Source organism: Rhodoferax sp. AJA081-3 (assembly GCF_017798165.1).
Taxonomy (GTDB): Bacteria; Pseudomonadota; Gammaproteobacteria; order Burkholderiales; family Burkholderiaceae_C; genus Allorhodoferax.
Map to the genome: position 1 here is coordinate 2,512,956 of NZ_CP059068.1, position 21,617 is coordinate 2,534,572.

A 21,617-nucleotide genomic window follows, 5' to 3' on the forward strand; every position below is an offset into this window, starting at 1 on the left:
GGTTGATCCAGGTCAACCCAGCTTGCGCAGGAGCGCCTAAGCTGAAGCCTTGATCAAACGAACAAGGAAAGTATGTCCCACTACCACGCCGTTGTCTGGCTCGACCACTCTGAAGCCCACGTCATGCACATCAGCCCAGACGATGTAGAGAAATCAATCATCCACCCGCACAATCCGCACCACAAACTGCATTCACGCGCAGGCGCCGTGGGCAGCGGGCGCTCGCCAGAGGAACATAGCTACTACCATGCAGTGGTAGAAGCGCCCAGGGCGCGCAGGAGATCCTGGTGGTTGGGCCCGCGCAGGCCAAACTGCAGCTCGTCAAGCATATCCATGCACATGACGCAACCATGGTGAACAAGGTTGTGGGCATCGAGACAGTGGACCATCCCACCGACGGCCAACTGGTGGCCTATGCGCGGAAGTACTTTGTGGCCAAAGACCGCATGCTGGCATAAGTTTGCTGTGCGCCCCGCTGCGGGTGCGCCACCTTGCACCTTGGCGCGTGATCTGCATTAGCGCATAGCGCTTGGCGCCAGTCAGTGAGTGTTCGTCATTGAGACTTAGCGCAGCCTGAGCCCCGAGGTCGTGCGGGCTTTCACGTGGCGTGTGCGGACAAGAGTTTGGCGGGGAACGGCATGAACGCGGTGCTATGCGCAATGCCCTCTTCAGCTGCAAATTTCAATTGTTTACTGTGACGAATGCAGAGCGTGGTTAAGACACAAAGCGGTCACCCCTATCGCCAGGAGCCGACATTCAAACCCTTTGATTTACAGCCTCAAAACGTTGAAGTTGAGCCGCGAGCAGCGGCTGGGCACTGAAGGTCCAGAATGAAATAGGTGCCTGAAGTGGCCAGCCGTTACGAGTCCGCCTGAACGCCCGGTTTGACGTCATGTTGCCCACTGTATGTTTGAACCAGCCCCTATGTACCCCACACCCGAATGCCTTCGCGTGTGACCGAATATGGAATCTTGGCACGCTTGGCTGCGGCGACCAATTCAGCCGTGAAGTCGTGAATCTCTGGTTCCAGCAGCTTGCCGCGGCTGACCGAGAGCCTCGCTCGAATGTCGAGCCACTCGATGACTTCGCAGCCGCCGAACACATGAAAAATGTCACCATCCCAACGATCATCAGAGCTTTCGGCTTCATTGATGTCCTTGCGCCGAAAATCCACTGGCAAGTTTTCGCGATTCAACTCTTCAAAGAGACGTTCCCACTTCGTCTTGTTCAGAACGCTCACGAGTTGCTGATCGGCGAGTTCGCGAAGCAGTTCTGCGGTGCGGCGGGGTTGCGGCATGGTTTGACACCTAACGAATATTGAATGACACACGTCGTAAATATAGTCAGTCGGACTGGCACCGCGAAGGACCGCTTACGCCCCTGCGGACAAGGATAACGCCACTAGCCGCTCCGCCGTTTCCAAATCATCCGAATCAACAGTGTGACTGGGACAGCTATGACTGCCACGACCAGGGCGAAAACTACGCCGAGCAGTTCGCCTCCCTCTGACATGAGGTCCATTGAGCTTTCCACCTGTGAATCACTCCCCAGTAATCCGAGCCACAAAAGAAAGGCCCCGTATGCGCCGAAGGCAACTACAAGAGCCAATACACACCACTCAGCCCAGTCAGTGGGGCGGAATTCTGCGACAGCATATAGGGCGATAGCTAGGAAAGGCGTCCCCAAACTACCATGCACACGCGCACGAAAAGCTCTATGTCGAAGAGACCCTTTAGGCGTGCAAGTAGTGTCGTCATAAGCTCTAAACTTTAAGCCACCAGCACGCAGCAAGCGCCGCGCAGTAGCAACCTGGTGCGGTGTGTCCGTGTGAGTCCATTGGTTAAAGTGAATGCTTCTGCGCTCCACTTACAGCGGCCTCGTAATGCTCTGAGAGCATGTCAACGTAAAACCATCCGATCTTTCCGAAAACATCAAGCTCCAGGCTGACTGTGCCAGCTCCCACCGGCACTTGAATACGTTCGAAGTCTCGGACTTCGAGAAGTTGGCGTTGCTCAAGCGTAAGGCGAGGAACAGGATACGCCAGAAAAGAATAGGAGTCAGGAGCTCCCGCAATGAGCTGAGGCGGGAGGACCACGCGTACTATTTCCTCCGCAAGGTCTGATCGACCGATCACCCTGCAGCCATTCGTCACCGCACTCGCGAAGGCAGGACAGACGTCAGCAAGAAACGGTCGATCAACGAGAAATGGGTCTGTCATGCGTTTCAGGGTAAAATGACCGCGGGCCATCACTTATACACGCCGCATCGAACATTAACGATGGGCGGCGAGCTACGGCGGTTTTGCGACTTGTCAAAGACGGCCTTCAATGAACCTCATATTGGCTATCGTACTTTGTACCAGACTCGCTCGCGGGAAGACCGCTTTCGCCCCAAAGCAAGCCTGCAGTTTGAATGCGGTTCATAGCTCGCACTCTAACAATGAAGCACTCCAGCGTCCCCATTGTCAATGCACATATCCACGAGAAACTCGCGAGTGACAAACGGCGCAAGGGCAAGACTCCCAGCAAGCGCAAGCATCAGCCACGACACTGTGCCAATTTGCGGAAATCTGCCGAGGGCTCTAAACGCACCAATCGCACCAAACAGCGAAGCACCGGACAACAGCAAAGATGCCAATGCTCTGCGTTCCCAACCCAGTTTGTGCGGCCCGGGCGGTCCTCCGGCTACCCATACACCAAAAACGCGTCGTTCAAGAAGAATAGCGAAACGACACACAAGACCAACAAGACAAGCCATCGGGCAATCGCTGAAGTGAGTATTCTGGTGTACATGCGACTTACTGAGGTTGCTGATGGGCCATTTTCGATGGCCCACGACGATTTGAACATCGCCAAATTGGGGAGTCACTGGGAAGGCCGCTATCGCCCCGATGCAGCGTCGATATCAGACAATGCTCCCGTCAGCGACGAGCCACCAGTTAAGTCGCATTCGGTTGCCGCCCTTGCAGAAACACTCGCCAAGTCAACCAGGACATGGCTGCTAAGGCTGACGCATCACCCAGGCCGTTAAAAGAGTTGACCATGAGTACTCAATACGACCTTGCGGATAGTGCTGGTTGTACACAAGGATACTCCCCAATAACAAGCACTCATAAATCGAAATACTCAAGAACGCGAAGATAATACTGCGCGTTCCGGCAGTGAAGGCGATGAGAACGGAGCACACTGCAAACAGCAGCGTCGTAGCAACGACCGAGTGTGTGCGGTAGGAGAAGTCAGGCATCAAGAAACTCACGGGGACGACCCACCAAGTCCAATAGAGCCAGAGGACGCCCACTATGATTGCACCGAGCGCTGCGACCACCGTGGAATAGGCACGGACTTTCATGCGATTTAACGAAATGCATGCCGCAAAATCTGCGGATTAATCTGGGCGCTGCGGTATAAGCTGGCCATGAATTCCCTAAAAAGTGGCTTGCAGCCTTGCTCGCAGAAGCTCCCCTAATCTTTATACAAGTATAAAAATTCCAACAAAGCCGCAGGCTGTACCTCGACGATTCTAGACTTCAACTGCATTTAAGAGCATCGAACGAACGCCCGCTTTCGCCCCACAACGGACTTACACGGCTTCTCAAACCAAGCACGCTCTGCCACCGACCAACTCACCCAATCTTGTCCAAAGCCGCTTCCAACTGCGCCACCGTGCGGTCCACGTTGTGCAACTTCTCCAGCCCAAACAAGCCCACGCGGAAAGTGCTGAAATCCGCCGGCTCGTCACACTGCAAAGGCACACCGGCCGCAGTCTGCAGACCCACTGCCAGAAACTTCTTGCTGTTCTGCATGCCTGGGTCTTCGGTGTAACTCACCACCACGCCCGGGGCCTTAAACCCTTCCGCAGCCACGCTGACGATACCTTTGCTCTCGAACAGCGCGCGAACTTTGTTGCCCAGATCCATCTGCTCGGCGCGCACCTTCTCAAAGCCGTAGTTGCGTGTTTCCTGCATGACCTCGCGCAGGCGGGTCAACGCGTCGGTGGGCATGGTGGCGTGGTACATGTGGGCGCCGCCTTCGTAGGCTTCCATGATCTGCAGCCACTTCTTCAAATCGCAGGCAAAGCTGGTGCTGGTGGTGCTGTCGATGGCGGCGCGGGCGCGTTCGCTCAGGCAGACCATGGCGCAGCAGGGTGAACCGCTCCAGCCTTTTGCGGCGCGCTGACCAACACGTCCACACCAGTCGCTTCCATATCCACCCACATGGCGCCGGATGCAATGCAGTCCAGCACAAACAGGCCGCCCACGGCGTGCACGGCGTCACTCACGGCACGCAGGTAGTCGTCGGGCAGGATCATGCCGGCGGCGGTTTCCACGTGCGGGGCGAACACCACATCGGGCTTCTCGCGGGCGATGGTTGCGACCACTTCTTCTACCGGGCATGGAATCCATTGCGCCTGTTTGCCTTCGCCCACACGGCGGGCCTTCAGCACGGTGGATGCGCTGGGGATGCGGCCCATGTCAAAATTTGCGTCCAGCGGTAGCTGAACCAGCCATTGCGGATGACCAGTGTTTTCTTGTCGGTGGCGAACTGGCGGGCCACGGCCTCCATGCCAAAGGTGCCGCTGCCAGGCACCAGAATGGCAGACTTGGCGTGGTAGACCTCTTTCAAGATCGCCGAGATGTCTTTCATGACGCCCTGGAAGCGCTGCGACATGTGGTTGAGCGCGCGGTCGGTGTAGACCACCGAAAATTCAAGCAGGCCCTCGGGGTCGATCTGGGGCAATAGTCCGGGCATGGTGGTCTCCTTGGCGTCGGGTTTTATAGCGGAGGGGCAGCTTAGCATGGGCGGCCAAGCCCTTCGCACCGTCGGCCTACCCAGCCTCCCCGCGCCTACCAGGTGTCAATACTGGGGCCAGGGGCATGGGGTCTCACGACCCGCCTGCAAACCACGCAGCAGCCAGGCCCGCGTGTCGGCCGGGTCGATCACCGCATCAATCTCTAGCGTGGCGGCCATGTTCATGGCGCTACCGTTGTCGTATTGGCGGGCCACCAGTTGGTCGTACAGGGCCTGGCGCTCGGTGCCCCGGGCACGGCTTCCAGCTCCTTCTTGAAGCCCAGTCGCACCGCGCCCTCCAGCCCCATGGCACCAAACTCGCCAGTGGGCCAGGCCACGGTGAAGAGTGGGGAATGAAAACCACCCGCGGTCATGCCCATGGCCCCAGGCCATAACCCTTGCGCAAGACCACGCTCAGGAACGGCACACGCAAATGCGCCGCAGCGATGAACAGCCGGCTGACATGGCGCATCTGGGCCGTGGCTTCGGTATCCGGCCCGACCATGAAGCCGGGTGTGTCCACCAGGCTGATGAGGGCAGGCCGTGGGCATTACACAGCTGCATGAAACGTGCGGCTTTGTCGGCGGCGTCGGCATCTATCGCGCCGCCCAGGTGCAGCGGTTGTTGGCCAGCAGGCCAACGGGTCGGCCTTCGATGCGGGCCAGCGCGGTGTGGATGCCTTTGCCAAAGCCGGTGCGTATTTCCAGCAGCGAATCCACGTCGGCAATGCCTTGCAGTGCGGCACGGGTGTCGTAGACGCGCAGGCGGTTCTCGGGCACCACGTCGCGCAGGGCCAACGCGGGGGTGCGCTGAATTCTTTGAGAGGTCCTTGGAAGAACGACAGGTAATGCCGCGCTGCGGCCACAGCCTGCGCCTCGTCATCCACCAATATGTCGATGACACCATTGCCATGCTGCACACTGGAAGGGCCAATCTGTTCGGGCTTGAAGACGCCAAGGCCACCACCCTCCACCATAGCCGGGCCGCCCATGCCGATGTTGCTGGCCCGGGTGGCGATGATGACGTCACTGCAACCCAGGAGCGCCGCGTTGCCGGCAAAACAACGCCCGGCGACGATGCCACCACCGGCACCTGGCCGTTGAGCCGCGCATAACTGGCAAAGGTGGCCACGTGCAGGCCGGCCACAATGGGCATGTCCACATCTCCGGGCGGCCGCCGCCGCCTTCGGCAAACAGCACCACCGGCAGCTTGTTTTGCAGCGCAATGCCCAGCATGCGGTCGGTCTTCTGGTGGTTGCGCATGCCTTGCGTGCCGGCCAGCACGGTGGCGTCGTAGGACATGGCGACGATGGACTGGCCATTGACCTGGCCCAGGCCGGTGACCATGCCGTCGGCCGGGGTGTTCTGGATCAGGTCTTCTGTTGTGCGGCGGCTGCGCTGGGCGGCCACGGCCAGCGCGCCGTATTCTGTGAAGCTGCCAGCGTCGCACAGGTCGGCGATGTTCTCACGGGCGCTGCGCAAGCCCTGGGCGTGGCGCTTGGCCATGGCCTCGGGGCGGCTGGCGTCTTGGGTGAAGGCTTGGCGGGCCAGCAACTTGTGCAGGTCGGCACGCGGCGCCTCCGCTGCCGCAGGGTCCAGAGCCCGTTCAGCGGAAGTGTTGTGAGCGATTTTGGCCTCTAGCCCCGTGGAATATCACTAGTTAGCTCCCAAATTAATAGCACCTCATCTGCATCAACCATTTCCCCGGTGCAAACAGCAGCTCGGTGATACGCCCTGCAGACTCGGCGCGCACCTCGTGCTCCATCTTCATAGCCTCCAGGATCACGACCACATCGCCGGGGCGTACGGCATCGCCGGGTACGACCAGCCATTGGACAATCTGGGCCTGCAGGGGAGCGGATGTGGGTCATGGCGGGATTGTGGAGCAAGGCATTTGGTTAACGCGTCAAGCGAGCGACAGGCGGAATGGGGCGTCCGATTTTTGCTCCACAATCGCGGCATGCAACACACCCCACTGATAGAAATGACCCGCGGTGGCACCCTGGAGAACCAGCACTTTGGCTCGGTTGCCGTGGTCAACACCCAGGGCCAACTGCTGGCCCATGCCGGTGATCCGCATTGGATGACCTTCACCCGCTCCACGCTGAAGGCGCTGCAGGCCCTGCCCTTTGTCGAGGCTGGTGGCCCCAACACTTTGGCTTCACGCCCGAACACGTGGCCCTGCTGTGCGCCAGCCGCAGCGGTGAGCCCATGCATGTGCAAGCCGCGCAGCAGATGCTGGAGAAGGCCGGCCAGACCTACAAGGTGCTGCGCTGCGGCTGCCATGTGCCCTACCATTTTGAGAACACCGGAAAGGCCCCTAGCCCCGGTGAAACCTTTGATGAGCGCTACAACAACTGTAGCGGCAAACATGCTGGCTTTGTCGCCTACTGCGTGCAGCACGGCCTCTCCCTGGACAACTACGAGTCGCCCGACCATCCCCTGCAGCGGGCGATTCGCCGCGATGTGGCCCGCGCCGTGGGCATGGACGCCAACGATATGAAGCTGGGTGTGGACGGCTGCTCGGCCCCAACTACGCGATGCCGCTGTCCGCTGGCCACGGGTTATGCCCGCCTGGCCAGCGGCGCCGCCGACACGCAGTTTGGCAACAGCTTTGCCCAGCTCAGCACCGCCATGACCGCCCACCCAGATCTGGTTAGCGGCACTGGCCGCAACGACAAGGCCTTTATGGAAGCGGGCAAAGGCGACTGGGTCACCAAGGTGGGGGCCGACGGTGTGCAGGTAGTGGGCAGCGTGAGCCGCGGCCAGGCCTTTGCGCTGAAGATCATCGACGCCAACAAGCCCGCGCTGTTTGCCGCCAGTGTGGAGGTGCTGGAGCAACTGGGCTGGCTGGACGACGCCCAACGCGAAGCACTGCGCCCCTGGCGTGCACAAGCCATCATCAATGCCCGTGGCATCCAGGTCGGCGAGCGCCGCCCGGCCTTCCAATTGCAAACCCCTTAAAGCAGCTATACCCACCATGACAAATACCAAAATCAGTTTGATAGGCGCCCCCACAGACATCGGCGCCGGCAGTCGGCGCCAGCATGGGCCCCGAGGCCCTGCGTGTGGCCAACATCGCCCCCGTGCTGGCCGCACAAGGCCTGGACGTGCTAGACAGGGGCAACCTGGTCGGCCCCAACAACCCCTGGCTGCCCCCGGTGGACGGCTACCGCCACCTTGCCGAAGTCACGCACTGGAACCAGGCCGTGCACGACGCCGTGTATGCGGAGCTGTCTGACGGCCGCCTGCCCATCCTGCTGGGCGGCGACCACTGCCTGGGCATAGGCTCGATCAGTGCTGTGGCCCGCCACTGCCGCGACACCGGTAAAAACTGCGCATCCTGTGGCTGGACGCCCATGCCGACTTCAACACCAACGCGCTGACACCCAGCGGCAACATCCACGGCATGCCGGTGGCCTGCCTGTGTGGCCACGGCCCCAAGGAACTGATCGAGATTGGCGGCCACGTGCCGGCCATTTCACCCAAGTGGATACGCCAGATCGGCATCCGCAGTGTGGACGAAGGCGAAAAGCGTTTTGTGCACGAGATGGACTTGGAAGTGTTCGACATGCGTTACATCGACGAGATGGGCATGCGCGCCGCGATGGAGCTGGCACTGGCGCTGGTGGACGCCAACACCCATTTGCATGTGAGCTTTGACGTGGACTTTCTGGACCCCGACATCGCCCCGGTGTGGGCACCACCGTGCGTGGCGGCCCCAACTACCGTGAGGCGCAACTCTGCATGGAAATGATTGCCGACACCGGCCGCCTGGCCAGCCTGGATGTGATGGAACTCAACCCCGCGCTGGACGAGCGCAACCGCACGGCCGAGGTGGCGGTGGACCTGATCGAATCGCTGTTTGGCAAGAGCACGCTGATGCGCAAATAACCCCGGGGCCTGGGTGGTGGTGGCGAACCTCAGGGCACCACCGGATCCAGGGCAAACTGGAGGGCGGCAGATATTCCACCCGGTCACGCCCCTTGTTTTTGGCAAGGTAGAGCGCCTGGTCGGCGGCCGCATACAGTGCCTCCAACGTGAGCCCCTGGCCCGGCTGCATGGCCGTGCAGCCCAGGCTGGCGGTCACGGGCAGGTTAAGACCCGGCAATACCAACGCCTGTTTTTGATCGCAGCACACAGTTTGCCGGCCGCTATCAGCGCGCCTGTGTGGTCGGTGTTGGGCAGCAACACCACAAACTCCTCACCGCCCAAACGCGCCGCAATATCGGACGACCGCACGGACGTGGTGATGAGGGCGGCCACCTGCCGCAAGACTTCGTCTCCGGCAGGGTGTCCATGCTGGTCGTTGATTTTTGAAGTGGTCCAGGTCCACCATCACAAGCCCTACACCATTGGGGAAACGCTCTGCCCGGTCCAGCTCCACATTGGCCAAGCTGGCAAAGGTGCGGCGGTTGTACAGGCCGGTCAAACTGTCCCGCTCCGCCAGATGGGCCAATTCGCTTTGTTTCTGCAGCAGTTCACGGCGCAGCAGCACCAGATGGGCATACTGCCGCCACACGGCCACGGCCACTACAAACGACACCACGGTGGCCACCAGCGTTTGGACGATGGAGCGCGCCACCTCGATAGGCTCCAGCCCCACCCAGGCCAGCATCAGCGCAAACTGCACGGTGCCAATGCCGAAGCACAAAAAGGCAAACAGCGGCCGCATCAGAGACAGCGCAGCCACTGCCACACTGACCATGAAATACGAGGTAATGCCCAGCCCCGCACGCTGGTCCACAATGGCATCCAGCATGCCAAAGGTGCCGTAGACACTGCACAACAAGGCATGCAACACGATGGCAGTTTGGGAGGCACGGGTGTGGCGTTTGACAAACCTGCGCACCACCAACCCCAGAATGACAGACACACACCCCATGCTGAGCTGCACCACAAACTTGCCATGGGCCCAATCCAGCATCCCTGTGCGGCCACCCGGGTCATAGAAGACGCCGTACCAGAGCGCGAGCAGAAAATGGATGGGCGCCAAAAATACAGCAGCCAGACAAAACGACGCAGCGTTGTCATCGTGGCCTCACCCTGCACCAGGTGGTTGTCCTTGCTGGAGTTCGCGAAGGCACGCCACATAGCGGTCCATCTATCCATATGCGCCATCTGCATCCTTTCGGCCGGGGCAGTCCGTTCAAACGGGGTTTACGAACATTGTGGGTAGGGCGGTCGGCGGTGTATATGCAGGTAAACGCTAGCTGCACGGTGACTTTGCGCCCTGTGCTTCATTTGCTACAGCGCGCCTGAACTGTTAGCATGATTTTCCAGGTCCCCATCGGTTTTGTCCGTCTTGAACGAGGATGTGACCATGAAAACGCTGCTGTGTGTTGGCTTGTTGTGGTCTGCTGGCGCTTGCGCGGGGGATTGGTCGTCACCACGGAAGATGCGCCGCCCTTCAACTTCGCGGCCGACGATGGCAAAACGGTGGTGGGCAGTGCGACCGAAGCCGTGCAGGAAATGTTCAGGCGCGCCAAGCTGGAGCACACCATCACCCTGTACCCGTGGATGCGGGCCATTACCATGGCGCGCACCGACAAAGACACCTGCGTCTACTCCACCACCCGCACCGAGGAGCGCGAAAAGACTTTTGTGGGTGGGGCCAGTCGCCTCCAGCAACTGGGTGTTTTTGCCAGGGCCAACAGCACCATCAAGCTCGACAGCTTCGACGACGCCCGCAAGTTCAAGATCGGTGGTTACCGGGGTGACGCCGTGGCGCTGTACCTGAAGGCCTTGAAATTCAACGTGGACGAGTCGTACTACGACGACCAAAATGCCAAGAAGCTCGAAGGCGGCCGCATCGACCTGTGGGCCACCGGCAGCCAGAACGGCCCCTACTTCGCTGCCAAGAAAAACGTCAAGATCAAGCCACTGTTGGAGTTCAAACAGACCGAGCTCTACCTGGCCTGCAACCTGTCGGTGCCGGCCGACACCATTCCAAACTCAATGCCACGCTCAAGGCCATGGCCAAAGATGGCACCACCGACCGGATCAACAAGAAGTACCAGTGACCCGCGCAGCGGTGGAGCGTGGGGGGCTTACTGTTTGGGGTATTGCACCACCTGCACATAGTTGCCGCGCTGTAGGTAACGCTTGGCAGCCGCCTGCAACAATTCTGGCGTGATGGCGTCTAGCTGTTTCTCATAGTCCAGCACCGTGGCCGGGTCCGTGCCATACAGCGCGGCTGACTGCAGGCGCCCCGCCCAGAAGCTGTTCTCCCGCAGGTTTTGCGGTGGTTGGTCAACCAGTTCTGCTTGACCTTGGCCCAGTCTGCGGCGTCCACCCCGCCTCTTGCAAGAGCTGGATTTCGGCCATGGCCGCGGTGATCACCTTGTCCACGTTGTCGGGTGAGCAGGGCAGGGTCAAGGTCAGGTGGTAGTGCGGGTACGGTGTACGCACCAGGCCGCCCGCATGCTGCCGCCATAGATGAGTGTGAGCTTCTCCCGCAGTATGTCGATGATGCGGATATTGAGCACCTCCACCACGGCGTTCAGGCGCAATTGTTCTTCATCGGAATACGGCGCGTCGCCGGTGAAGCTGATGGAGACCTGGCTCTTGGGTTCGCTGCCAGCGCGTACCACTTTTTCACCACACCCGTGACCGGGCGAATGCCCAGGTCCTGGTAGGTGGTGGGGATGTCCGGCGTGGGCAGGCTCGCCAGGTAACGCGCCAGCAGCGGCTTGACGGCGTCTACGCTGAAGCTACCCACCATCACAAAATGCATGCCCTGGCGCTGGCAAACCGCTCCTGGTAAATGCTGCGCATGCGCTCCAAGTTGAGCTGGCTGAAGTTCTCGGGCCGTGGGGTCAACTGCAGGCGCGGGTGGGCATTAAACAGCGTGGTTTGCAGCGTGTCCGAGAACACGGCCTCGGGTCGTGCCATGGCATTGCGGGCCGCATCCTGCATACGGGTCACGAAAGACTGGTACAGGTCTGCATCCAGCCGGGTGGGGCCAAACTTCAGGCTCAGCAGCTGCAACATGGTTTCCAGGTCGGCCATGCTGGACGAGGCACTGACGTAGTCGTTGAACCCACCCAGACCGGCATTAACGGACAACACCTTGCCCGCCAGCATCTTCTGCAAGTCGGTGGGGCAAACTCGCCCAGACCCATGGCGCTGACAACAACACTGGCCACGGCCGCGTTGTACATGTCGGCCTGGCCGTACAGCGACTGCCCGCCAAACCGGTTGGCGCCCAGCAGGATCTCGTCGTTCTTGAAATCGGTCGGTTTGAGCAAAACCCTGATCCCATTGGACAGGTCCAGCTCGGTGGTGCCCAAGGCCGGGTTGTGGCGCTCGGCCACGATGCTGCCAGCCGTCGGCAGCCGGCTCAGAATCTGGGTGGCCACGGCTTTCTCGACCTTGGCACTCACCGTACGTTGTTCGGCCTGGGCTACGCTGTCCAGCAACTGGGGCGCGGTGGGCGTGGGGTTTTCGGGCTTGTCGCTGCCGGTGTAGGCCACCAGCTTGGCCGCTGTTGCGGGAATGATGGTTTGCGCAAAGCCATTCACGTCCGCCAAGGTGATGGTGGGCAGCAGCTCACGCGTGTAGGCCAACTCGTTGTGGATGCCCGGAATGGTCTCCTGCTCCAGGAAGTTGCGCAGGTACTCGGCGGCGTAACGTGCGGAGTCGGTCTTTTCGCGCTCGGCATAGGCCTGCTCCACCGTGCGCATCAGGCTCTTTTGCTGCGCTCCAGCTCTGCGGCCGAAAACCCGAACTGCCTGGCCCGTTCGTTCTCTTGCACCAGGGCGTCCACAGCGGGCCCTACCCTTGGCGACCCAGCAGGGCACTGGAGCTGAAGGCACGGTATCCCGGCACCAGGCGCCCCACCCCACTGCCGCCGCCAATAAAGGGGCGCAGCTTGTTGGGTCAGCTCCTGCATACGCTGGCCCAGCATGGTTCCAAACAAACCTTCCACCAGCGACTCGCGGTAGTCACCCAGCGTCAACACCGCCTTGGCGTCCCGCACCGGGTAACGAATCATCAGCGCATTGGTAGTGGCTTCCTTATCCGTCACGACGATTGCTTCGGATTCACTGCGCCCCGCAATGCTGGGGTACAGGCGGGGGCGTTCGTTCTCGGGGTTTTGAGGCCGGCAAAGTGTTTTTCCACCAGCGCGCGGGCGGCTTCGGGCTCGATATCGCCCACCACCACCACGGCCATCAGGTTGGGGCGGTACCAGTCTTTGTAGAAGCGCTTGATGGCGTCATGGCTAAAACCCTTGAGGCTTTCCTCGGTGCCAATCGGCAGACGCTGGGCGTACAACGAGCCGCTGAAAATCTTGGGCAACAAGACCTTGTTCATGCGGTCCTGCACACCCTTGCCCAGGCGCAACTCTTCCAGCACGATGGCACGTTCCTGGTCGGTATCGGCGTCGTTGAAGCTCACGCCCTGGGCCCAGTCCTGCAGCACCAGAAACCCCTTGTTGACGTTCTCCGGGTTTTCCGTGGGGATGGGCAGGATGTACACCGTCTCGTTGAAGCTGGTGTAGGCGTTCAGGTCGGCGCCAAACTTCAGGCCGATGGACTGCAGGTACGACACCAGCTCGTGTTTCTTGAAGTGGGTGGAGCCGTTGAAGGCCATGTGCTCCACCACATGGGCCAGGCCCAACTGGTCCTCGTCTTCCAAAATCGACCCGGCCTTGACCGCCAACCGCAGCTCCAGCCGTTTCTCAGGGCGGCTGTTCTTCTGGATGTAATAGGTCAGACCATTGGGCAACTGCCCGACCAGGACCTGGGGCCCCACCGGCAGGGTCGGACAAATTGAGGGCCGCGTGTGCGGCCAGGTGCAAACCAGCAGGGCGCCGACGGTGCACAGATTTCGGATGAGCTTCAATACCATGGGTTTTCCATTGTGTGTGACCGTGCGAGCTTAGCAGCCACGGCACAAGGAACAGTGTGCGTAGAATGCATTGCACCCCCATCCGCCCGTAACGGCTGCGCCAATGCCCCTACAACGGTCCCCATTTTCCCGCAACGTCTGGTTCACGGCGAGCCTGGTGGTGGCTATGGCGGTGCTGTTCTTTTACACCGCGCTGGAGCACAAGGTGGATGAAGCCCATGCGCTGCGCTTTCGCTCGGTACGGCTGGCCGACGAACTGCGGCTGTCCTCCGACGAGCTGACGCGTATGGTGCGCAGTTACGTGGCCACGGGTGATACCACCTACAAGAAGCGTTTTCAGGACATCCTGGCGGTGCGTGATGGTCTCCAGCCCCGCCCAGTGAACTACAACCAGCTGTACTGGAACGAACAGCTAGAGCGGGGCACCCAATTCACCACCGGCCCGGCCGTCAGCCTGCTCGACCTGATGCGCCAGGCTGGATTTACCGCAGAAGAATTCGAAAAACTGGCCCTGGCCAAGGCCAACTCCGATGGGCTCACCCACCTGGAGCTCGCGGCCATGGCGCTGATGGACATACAGGGCCCGCAAGCCGCGGCCAGCCGCGCAAAGGCCTTGTCCATGGTGTTTGATGCCAACTACCACCAGGTCAAGAGCCGGATCATGCGTCCGATTGCCGACTTCACCACCATGGTGGAAGAACGCACGCAGCAGGATGTACAAGCGGCCCAGGACCGGGCCTCCTACCTGCGGTATGCGCTGATCCTGTGTGGGCTGACATTGCTGGCCATGCTGGTGCGCACCCGCTGGGCTTTGCGCGCCACCTTGGGGCCGCTGGACAAGGTGCACGCCCACATCACCAAAATAGGCCAGGGCGACTTTTCACGCCGATTGTGGTGGACCCGGGGCGCGAGACCAGTGTGCTGGGCTTGCTGGCACAAACGCAGGCCAACCTGGCCCGCATGGACAGCGAGCGCCGCCAGGCGCAATCGGACGGCTGGAGTCGCTGCGCGAGTCCCAGACCTTGATGGAAGCCATCAACATGTACGCCATCGTGTCCATCACCGACACGGCAGGCCGCATCACCCACGCGAACGACATGTTCAGCCAGGTCAGTGGTTACAGCAATGCCGAGCTGGTCGGGCAGAACCACCGCATCATCAAGTCCGATGTGCAGCCCGAGGGCTTTTGGGACACAGTGTGGAAAACCATCTCCAGTGGGTATGTCTGGCGGGGTGAAGTGTGCAACCGCGCCAAGGATGGGTCACCCTACTGGGTGGACACGGTTATTGCACCTTTTTGGCGACAAGGGCATAGAAAAATACATCTCCATCCGCACCGATATCACGGCCAACAAACGGGCGCACCAGGTGCTGGATGTGGAACGCAATCGCCTGAACAACATCATCAGCGGCACGCGCGCGGGCACCTGGGAGTGGAACCTGCAAACGGACCAGGCCCTCGTCAACGCGCGCTGGGCCGAAATGCTGGGCTACCGGCTGGACGAAGTGGCCGCAGACCCCAACAAGGTGTGGCGCGACTGTGTACACCCGGACGACCTGGCCATCGCCAGCCAGAACCTGCAGGAACACCTGGCGGGCACGCGCGACACCTATGAATTTGAAGGCCGCGTGCGCCGACGGGATGGCCACTGGGACTGGCATCTGACCCGGGGCGGGTCTGCACCCGCACCGCAGACGGCAAGCCGGAATGGATTTACGGCATCACCCTGGACATTTCCGAGACCAAACAGGGGAACACCGAACGCGAGGAACAGGCGGCCAGCCTGCGCGACAGTGCGGCTTTTCTGGCTCGCGCGGGACGTATTGCCGGCATCGGCCGCTGGCAATACAACCTGGACCAGGGCAGCATCACCTGGTCAGACCAGACCTGCCATATCCATGACGTGGTGAATGGCTACAAACCAACGCTGGAAGAATCCATTGCCTTTTTGCACCCGAGGCCCGCGACCAGATTACGGCAGCCATTGACAACGCCAAGCGGACCGGCAAACCCTGGGACCTGGAGCTGCCACTGATTACCGCCATGGCCCGGCGCATATGGGTGCGTTGCGCGGCAGAAGCCGAGTACCGCGACGGCAAACGCATACGCCTGGTGGGTATTTTTTCAGGACATTACCCAGCGCCACAAACTGGAGGATGAGGTACGGCAGAAAAACGTGCTGATGAAGAACATCCTGGAGAACATCCCGGTGGGGTTGAGCGTGATGGACAGCAAGCTCAACATGGTGGTGGACAACCCGCAGTTCCGCGCCCTGCTGGACTTCCCCGATACGCTGTTTGCGGGCGAGGTCACCACCTTCGAGTCCATCATCCGGTTTAATGCGGCGCGCGGCGAGTATGGGCCGGGCGACCAAGACGCTATCGTCAAACAGATTGTCGACCGCGCACGCCTGGGCGAAGCCCACCGCTTCCAGCGCCAGCGGGCGATGGCAGAACCCTGGAAATACGCGGTGCACCCATGCCGGACGGCGGTTTTGTCACCACCTATTCCGACATCACCGAACTAACCCGTGCCACGGAGGCCGCACAAGAGGCCTCGCGCTCCAAGAGCCAGTTTGTGGCGAACATGAGCCATGAGATCCGCACCCCCATGAACGCGATCCTGGGCATGCTCAAGCTGCTGCACAACACTGAGCTGTCCACCCGCCAGCTGGACTACGCGACCAAGGCCGAGGGTGCGGCCAAGTCGCTGCTGGGCCTGCTCAACGATGTGCTCGACTTTTCCAAAATCGAGGCCGGCAAGATGGCGCTGGACCCGCAGCCGTTTCGCATGGACCGCCTGCTGCGCGACCTGTCCGTCATCCTCTCGGCCAATGTGGGCAGCAAGCCGGTTGAAGTGTTGTTTGACATTGACCCGGCACTGCCCACATCATGGTGGGGATGCCATGCGCCTGCAACAGGTGCTGATCAACCTGGGCGGCAACGCCATCAAGTTCACCCACCATGGCGAAGTGGTGGTGCAGTTCAGGTGCTGGAGCAAACCGCGCAGCACACCTGCCTGCGTATTGCCGTGCGCGACAGCGGCATTGGCATTGCACCCGAGAACCTGGACCATATCTTTGACGGCTTCATGCAGGCCGAGGCCTCCACCACACGCCGCTTTGGCGGCACCGGGCTGGGCCTGTCCATCTGCCGGCGGCTGGTGGAGCTGATGGGTGGTGACCTGCAGATCGACAGCAAGCTCGACCACGGCAGCACCTTCCATTTCAGCATCGCCTTGGCCCGCGCCGACGCTGTACCGGGCGACCCCGAGCCCATACCGGTGCGTGTGCCCAGCCCCATGCAGGTCTTGGTGGTGGACGACAACCCGGTGGCCAGCGCGCTGCTGCAGTCCATGTGCCAGTCTTGGGGCTGGCAGGCCGACGTGGCGCACAGCGGGCCAGAGGCCCTGTCACGTCTGCGGGCGCGCGCCATGGCCATGCAGGCGCCCTACGATGCGGTCTTTATGGATTGGTTGATGCCCGGAATGGACGGCTGGGAAACCATTGCCCACATGCGCCAGATGGGGGCCCAGGCCATCAGCCCCATCACGGTAATGGTGACAGCCCATGGGCGTGACATGTTGTCCCAACGCAGCCCCAGGAACAGTCGTATCTGAACGCCTTCCTGATCAAACCCATCACCGCCTCCCTGCTGTATGACACCGTGGGAGACGCCCGCGCCGGGGTGAGCAACCTGCGCACCAAACCCCGCAGCCGCGCCGACCGCGTGGGCCGTCTGGAGGGCATGCGCCTGCTGGTGGTGGAAGACAACCTGATCAACCAGCAGGTGGCACGCGAGTTGTTGAGTGGTGAAGGAGCCCATGTGGTGATTGCTGCCAACGGGCAGTTGGGCGTGGATGCGGTGGCCTGCACCGACCCGCCCTTCCATGCGGTCCTGATGGACATTCAAATGCCAGTGATGGATGGATATGCCGCCACACAGCTGATCCGCCAGGAGCTGGGCTTGACCCGCCTGCCCATCATTGCCATGACCGCCAACGCCATGGCCTCGGACCGCGAGGCCTGTCTGCGCTGTGGCATGGACGACCATGTGGGCAAACCCTTTGACCTGACCCACCTGGTCGAGGTTTTGCAAAACCACACGCGCCGCAGCAAGCCCGGCTCGGCCATTCCGCGCCTGGCATTCCCCGCGGCGAGCAGTGCAACAGGCCCGTCCGCAGCGTCCACTGCGGCCACACTTCCCGCAGTGGACAGCGTAGACCCCGACAGTGCCCTGGCCCGGCTGGACGGTAAATCCGGCCTTTACGCATCCATTTTGCGGTCTTACCTGGACGAACTGGCAGACCAACCGGCACAACTCACCAGCCTGCTAGACGGTGGTGACCTGGCGGCGGCGGGGCGGTTGCTGCACACCCTCAAGGGTGTATCTGCGACTGTGGGCGCCGTCTACCTGGGAGCGTTTGCTGCTGCGGCCGAAGCCGATGTCAAACGCGGCCTGGATGCACCCAGTGCGCCGCGCTGAGCACCCGCTTTGGCGAAGCTGTGGCCGGCACCCTGCAGGCCATGGCACCACTGGTCCAGCACTACGCTGCGCTGGCCCAATCTGCGACCAACAGCGAACCACCTCCCGAAGAGTCAGACAGCACAGCCCTGCTGGCCGACCTGGACGAACTGCAATCCCTGCTGGCCCGTTCCGACCTGAAAGCGCTGGACGTGCATGCCCGCGTGCAGGCTGCGGGTCTGGCCGCGGGTGCAAAGGGGTTCGCGGAACTGGACCAGGCCGTACGGGATTTTGATTTTGCGCGGGGTGCCGTGTTGTGCGACCACCTGCTGGCCGCCTTGCGCAATAGATCGGCCTTTGGGTAACAGCGCCCAGGCATAACTTTTGATCATGGCCACCCTGGCCATCGGCATTGTTCAATCACTGCCGGTTTCTCTACATTTCCTGCATCCGCCGTGCATGCTGCACGCTGTTGATCAGGAGATGAACATGAAGAAATGGTGTGTGCTGTTCATGGCTCTCGTGTGCATCTGCGCCTCGGCCACCGCCCAGGACAAAAGGTCATGCGTGTGGGATTCGAGGACTACCTGCCATCGGCGTCCATCAAATACGGCAAAGCCATTGGGGTTGACGTGGAGCTGGTGGCCGCGGCCATGAAGGCCGTTGGTGTGGAGGTGCAGTTCGACATGTTTCCCTGGAGCCGGTGTCTGCATTTGCTGGAATACAACCAGCTGGATGCGGTGATCCCCATGGTGTATTCCAAAGAACGGGACGAAAAGTACACCCTGGGCAGCAGCTTGCGCACACGCGGCAATGTGGTTGTGTTTTCGAAACATGTCAGCAAAGATGTGCGCACCCTGCGAGACCTCGATGGCATGACCATCGGTGTGGGCCAGGGTTATGCCATCAGCAAGGAGTTTGACGAGGCCAGCACCTTTCGCAAGGAATCTGTCACCACATCCGGCGAAACGTATGAGTTTCTGTTGCGCAAAGCGGCGACCGGGCGCAACGACGGGGTGGTGATCGATACCAGTGTCGTCTCGGCCATGGCCAGAAAGCTGAGCATCGAGAACGACATCAAGATCAGCAGCCTGCGGTTCCCCAAAGCCTCCCATGTCGGCTTTTCCAAGAACAACCCCTTCCACCCTCTATTCGAGCGGGGCTTCAAAGCCATACAGGACAACGGCGTCTACAAAAGGATCCTGGACCAGTGGGATCTGCAGTGAGCCCGGGCCTATACAGCTCCAGCACATAACTTTTGATCATGGCCGCTGGTGCCAAAAGCATTGTTCAAAAGCGGTCAGGCTTTTTACAGTGCAAGCATCAAACAGGAGTCGTGATGGATGTGTGTGTTTTAGGGGCTGGCATTGTGGGACTGGCCACGGCGTATGAACTCAACCGCCAGGGTCTGCAGGTGACCGTGGTCGACCAGGCGACGCCCGGGGCCGGTGCCAGCGGTGGAAACGGCGCGCAACTGAGCTACAGCTACGTGCAACCCCTGGCCGATGCCTCCATCTGGGGGCAGTTGCCCCGGCTGCTGCTCGCCAGCGACTCCCCGCTGAAGATACGCCCGCAGTGGGATGTTGCGCAGTGGCGCTGGGGATTGCCTTTATGCGGGCCTGCAATACCAAAGCATCGGCCCGCACCACCGCCCAACTGTTACAACTGGCAGCCCTGAGCCGCAAGGGCCTGGACCGTATGCGCGCGCTGGAGCAGCCCGACTGCGACTTCTCCAGCACCGGCAAGCTGGTGCTCTACCCCGATGCCAAGAGTTTTGCGGCGGCACAAAGCAGGTGGCATTGCAGACGTCCTTGGGCAGCCAGCAGTCCGCCATCAGCGCCCAGCAGAGCTGTGAGCTGGAGCCTGCATTGGCCAGCTACCAGTCACACATAGCCGGAGCGGTGTATACGCCGTCGGAGTGTGCGGTGGACTGCCTGCTGTGCCAGGTGCTGGAACGCCTGCTGCGCGCCCGTGGTGTGCAGTTTGTGTTGGGCCATGCAGTAACCGCGCTGGAGACACGGCAGCAGCGCATCGTGGCGGCGCGCACAGCCACCCACGCCATTGCGGCCGCGCAGTTTGTTTTGGCCTTGGGCAGCGACAGTGTGCAGCTGGCCCGCACGGTAGGCGTGCGCTTACCGGTGTACCCCATCAAGGGTTACAGCATGACACTGGATATTGCAGAGGCGCCCGAACACGCAGCGCCATACATCAATGTGACGGACATCGCACGCAAGGTGGTGTTTGCCCGCATTGGGACGCGGCTGCGGGTGGCCGGTATGGCCGAGCTGGTGGGCCATGACCGCAGCGTGCGCACCCAAGCGACAGACAGCCTGCGCCAGAGCACGCAAGCACTCTTCCCTGCCTTGCAGACCAGTAAACCCGAAAGTCCTTGGGCGGGCCTGCGCCCGGCCACACCTACCGGACTCCCCATCGTGGGTGTGCAAACGGGCGGACCCAACAACCTGGTGGTCAACACCGGGCACGGTGCGTTGGGGCTGACCCTGGCCTTTGGCACGGCCCAGCAGGTGGTCAACCTCCTGGTGACAACACCCACCCCATGACGTCAGCCGCCCAAGGCCTGCACCACCGTTTGCTGCACGCAGCGCGTCATGGCGGTGGCCAGCAGGGAGCTGGGGCGGTTGATGGGCCGCAACGCCACAATGGGAATCACGATCTGCGGCTCCAGCACCAACACGTCCACCCGGCTGTGGTCGGCCGAGATGGCGGTGCAGGCATCCACCAGCGCCACAGCCAGTCCATGGTGGGCCAAGGCCAGGGCGGCATGGTAGGTCTGCACCCGTACAGCAGACTGCAGGCCCACCCCAGCTGGCTACAGGCCTGGCTCAGGCTCACGCCCACCGGGTCACCCACATCGAGGCTGACCACCGGTATGTCCAGCAGATCAGTCAGCCCCACACTGCCCCGCTCGACCAGCGCAGCGCCCAACATACCCTTGGGTGCCACGCAGACCATGCTGCCTTCCGCCAGATGCTGCGGCTCCAACGAGGGTGGCCCCGACGCTGAAGACGTAGCCCACATCGGCCTCTTGCAAGACCAGCGAGGACACGATCTGCGGGGAGTGCAGCGACTCAATCGTCACCACCACCTTGGGGTGTTGGGCGCGGAACATTTTCAAGGCACGGGGCAGTATTTCGTAACTCAGCGCCAACACGCTGAGTACATGCAACTCGCCATCACCCTCGCCCTGCGCAGGCTGGTGGCCAGGCGCTGCACTTCGTCCAGCTGGGCAAACAGGCGTGCAATGTGCGGGTACAGGGCCTGCGCTCGGTGGTGGGCGTCAAGCGCCCTTTGACCCGCTGGAACAGCGCAAACCCCAACTGCAATTCCGCGTGCGCCAGGATGCGGCTCACTGCGGGCTGGGTCACGTTGATCAGGCGAGCGGCAGAACTGACGCTGCCCGTCAGCATGACGGCGTTAAAGACTTCAATGTGGCGAAGGCGCATGGGTCTGAGCTTATTACAAAGTTTCCTGCCCAAGTCCCCTGATCCCACCA

Annotated in this window: 15 protein-coding genes and 9 pseudogenes; 12 read left to right on the forward strand and 12 right to left on the reverse strand. The window is 61.3% G+C overall.

Translation table 11 applies throughout. The features are described from left to right. Positions 1–922 precede the first annotated feature (922 nt). Positions 923–1,297 carry a DUF6678 family protein gene (locus tag HZ993_RS11735; RefSeq protein ID WP_209398095.1) on the reverse strand — a complete coding sequence of 125 codons (375 nt, stop codon included), beginning with the start codon at positions 1,295–1,297 and terminating at the stop codon, positions 923–925. A 1,142-nt stretch (positions 1,298–2,439) separates the two neighbouring features. Between HZ993_RS11735 and HZ993_RS11740 the strand changes: the two genes are divergently transcribed. Continuing rightward, positions 2,440–3,030 (forward strand): hypothetical protein, encoded by a 591-nt coding sequence (locus HZ993_RS11740; protein WP_209398097.1) that lies wholly within the window; start codon positions 2,440–2,442, stop codon positions 3,028–3,030. Positions 3,031–3,622: 592 nt separating this feature from the next. On the opposite strand, the pseudogene HZ993_RS11745 reads toward HZ993_RS11740, so the two are convergent. The 3 genes and pseudogenes from HZ993_RS11745 to HZ993_RS24475 form a co-directional block, all read right to left on the reverse strand. Continuing rightward, positions 3,623–4,748, reverse strand: a pseudogene (locus HZ993_RS11745) (alanine--glyoxylate aminotransferase family protein). Between the two features lie 95 nt (positions 4,749–4,843). Continuing rightward, positions 4,844–6,644 (reverse strand): annotated as a pseudogene (locus HZ993_RS11750) (carboxyl transferase domain-containing protein); the annotation flags it as partial. A gap of 48 nt (positions 6,645–6,692) precedes the next feature. After that, the gene (locus HZ993_RS24475; RefSeq protein WP_245214028.1) at positions 6,693–6,866 is read right to left on the reverse strand and encodes a hypothetical protein; all 174 of its coding nucleotides are present in this window, start codon (positions 6,864–6,866) and stop codon (positions 6,693–6,695) included. Here HZ993_RS24475 and HZ993_RS11755 point away from each other — a divergent pair. Together HZ993_RS11755 and rocF are read left to right on the forward strand one after the other, a co-directional pair. After that, positions 6,819–7,750, forward strand: a pseudogene (locus tag HZ993_RS11755) (asparaginase). The gene HZ993_RS24475 and the pseudogene HZ993_RS11755 sit on opposite strands and share 48 nt — an antisense overlap. A gap of 16 nt (positions 7,751–7,766) precedes the next feature. Then, positions 7,767–8,680, forward strand: a pseudogene (gene rocF, locus HZ993_RS11760) (arginase). On the opposite strand, the gene HZ993_RS25010 reads toward rocF, so the two are convergent. Together HZ993_RS25010 and HZ993_RS11775 are read right to left on the reverse strand one after the other, a co-directional pair. Continuing rightward, a complete protein-coding gene (locus HZ993_RS25010) occupies positions 8,586–8,927 on the reverse strand; it encodes a GGDEF domain-containing protein (protein WP_371816985.1) in 342 nt (113 codons plus the stop codon). The pseudogene rocF and the gene HZ993_RS25010 sit on opposite strands and share 95 nt — an antisense overlap. Next, positions 8,873–9,713, reverse strand: a pseudogene (locus HZ993_RS11775) (GGDEF domain-containing protein). Before HZ993_RS11775 ends, HZ993_RS25010 begins: the two are co-directional and overlap by 55 nt. 410 nt (positions 9,714–10,123) lie before the next feature. On the opposite strand from HZ993_RS11775, the gene HZ993_RS11780 reads away from it, so the two are divergent. After that, a complete protein-coding gene (locus HZ993_RS11780; RefSeq protein WP_209398101.1) occupies positions 10,124–10,870 on the forward strand; it encodes an ABC transporter substrate-binding protein in 747 nt (248 codons plus the stop codon). 296 nt (positions 10,871–11,166) lie between these two features. On the opposite strand, the gene HZ993_RS24480 is transcribed toward HZ993_RS11780, so the two are convergent. The 5 genes from HZ993_RS24480 to HZ993_RS24500 all read right to left on the reverse strand — a co-directional run bounded on the left by HZ993_RS24480 (position 11,167) and on the right by HZ993_RS24500 (position 13,639). Then, a complete protein-coding gene (locus tag HZ993_RS24480) occupies positions 11,167–11,379 on the reverse strand; it encodes an insulinase family protein (RefSeq protein ID WP_245213921.1) in 213 nt (70 codons plus the stop codon). Positions 11,380–11,509: 130 nt separating this feature from the next. Further along, complete coding sequence (locus HZ993_RS24485) at positions 11,510–11,797, reverse strand: hypothetical protein (RefSeq protein WP_245213922.1); 288 nt, start codon at positions 11,795–11,797, stop codon at positions 11,510–11,512. Next, positions 11,764–12,471 (reverse strand): hypothetical protein, encoded by a 708-nt coding sequence (locus HZ993_RS24490; protein WP_245213923.1) that lies wholly within the window; start codon positions 12,469–12,471, stop codon positions 11,764–11,766. Before HZ993_RS24490 ends, HZ993_RS24485 begins: the two co-directional genes overlap by 34 nt. Continuing rightward, complete coding sequence (locus HZ993_RS24495; protein WP_245213924.1) at positions 12,471–12,815, reverse strand: insulinase family protein; 345 nt, start codon at positions 12,813–12,815, stop codon at positions 12,471–12,473. Before HZ993_RS24495 ends, HZ993_RS24490 begins: the two co-directional genes overlap by 1 nt. Then, positions 12,812–13,639, reverse strand: a complete 828-nt coding sequence (locus HZ993_RS24500; protein ID WP_245213925.1) for a pitrilysin family protein — start codon at positions 13,637–13,639, stop codon at positions 12,812–12,814. Before HZ993_RS24500 ends, HZ993_RS24495 begins: the two co-directional genes overlap by 4 nt. 1,097 nt (positions 13,640–14,736) lie before the next feature. On the opposite strand from HZ993_RS24500, the pseudogene HZ993_RS25015 reads away from it, so the two are divergent. The 8 genes and pseudogenes from HZ993_RS25015 to HZ993_RS11825 all read left to right on the forward strand — a co-directional run. Beyond that, positions 14,737–14,895, forward strand: a pseudogene (locus HZ993_RS25015) (hypothetical protein); the annotation flags it as partial. 31 nt (positions 14,896–14,926) lie between these two features. Beyond that, a complete protein-coding gene (locus HZ993_RS11795) occupies positions 14,927–15,550 on the forward strand; it encodes a PAS domain-containing protein (protein WP_209398102.1) in 624 nt (207 codons plus the stop codon). Positions 15,551–15,882: 332 nt separating this feature from the next. Beyond that, a pseudogene (locus tag HZ993_RS11800) lies at positions 15,883–16,118 on the forward strand (PAS-domain containing protein); the annotation flags it as partial. Then, positions 16,119–17,258, forward strand: a complete 1,140-nt coding sequence (locus HZ993_RS11805) for an ATP-binding protein (RefSeq protein WP_209398104.1) — start codon at positions 16,119–16,121, stop codon at positions 17,256–17,258. A gap of 47 nt (positions 17,259–17,305) precedes the next feature. Then, complete coding sequence (locus HZ993_RS11810) at positions 17,306–18,124, forward strand: response regulator (RefSeq protein WP_209398105.1); 819 nt, start codon at positions 17,306–17,308, stop codon at positions 18,122–18,124. Positions 18,125–18,165: 41 nt separating this feature from the next. After that, a complete protein-coding gene (locus tag HZ993_RS11815; RefSeq protein ID WP_209398106.1) occupies positions 18,166–18,468 on the forward strand; it encodes a hypothetical protein in 303 nt (100 codons plus the stop codon). A gap of 198 nt (positions 18,469–18,666) precedes the next feature. Beyond that, a complete protein-coding gene (locus HZ993_RS11820) occupies positions 18,667–19,329 on the forward strand; it encodes an ABC transporter substrate-binding protein (protein WP_209398107.1) in 663 nt (220 codons plus the stop codon). A gap of 113 nt (positions 19,330–19,442) precedes the next feature. Then, a pseudogene (locus HZ993_RS11825) lies at positions 19,443–20,664 on the forward strand (D-amino acid dehydrogenase). Between the two features lie 2 nt (positions 20,665–20,666). On the opposite strand, the pseudogene HZ993_RS11830 reads toward HZ993_RS11825, so the two are convergent. After that, positions 20,667–21,567 (reverse strand): annotated as a pseudogene (locus HZ993_RS11830) (LysR substrate-binding domain-containing protein). Positions 21,568–21,617 lie beyond the last annotated feature (50 nt).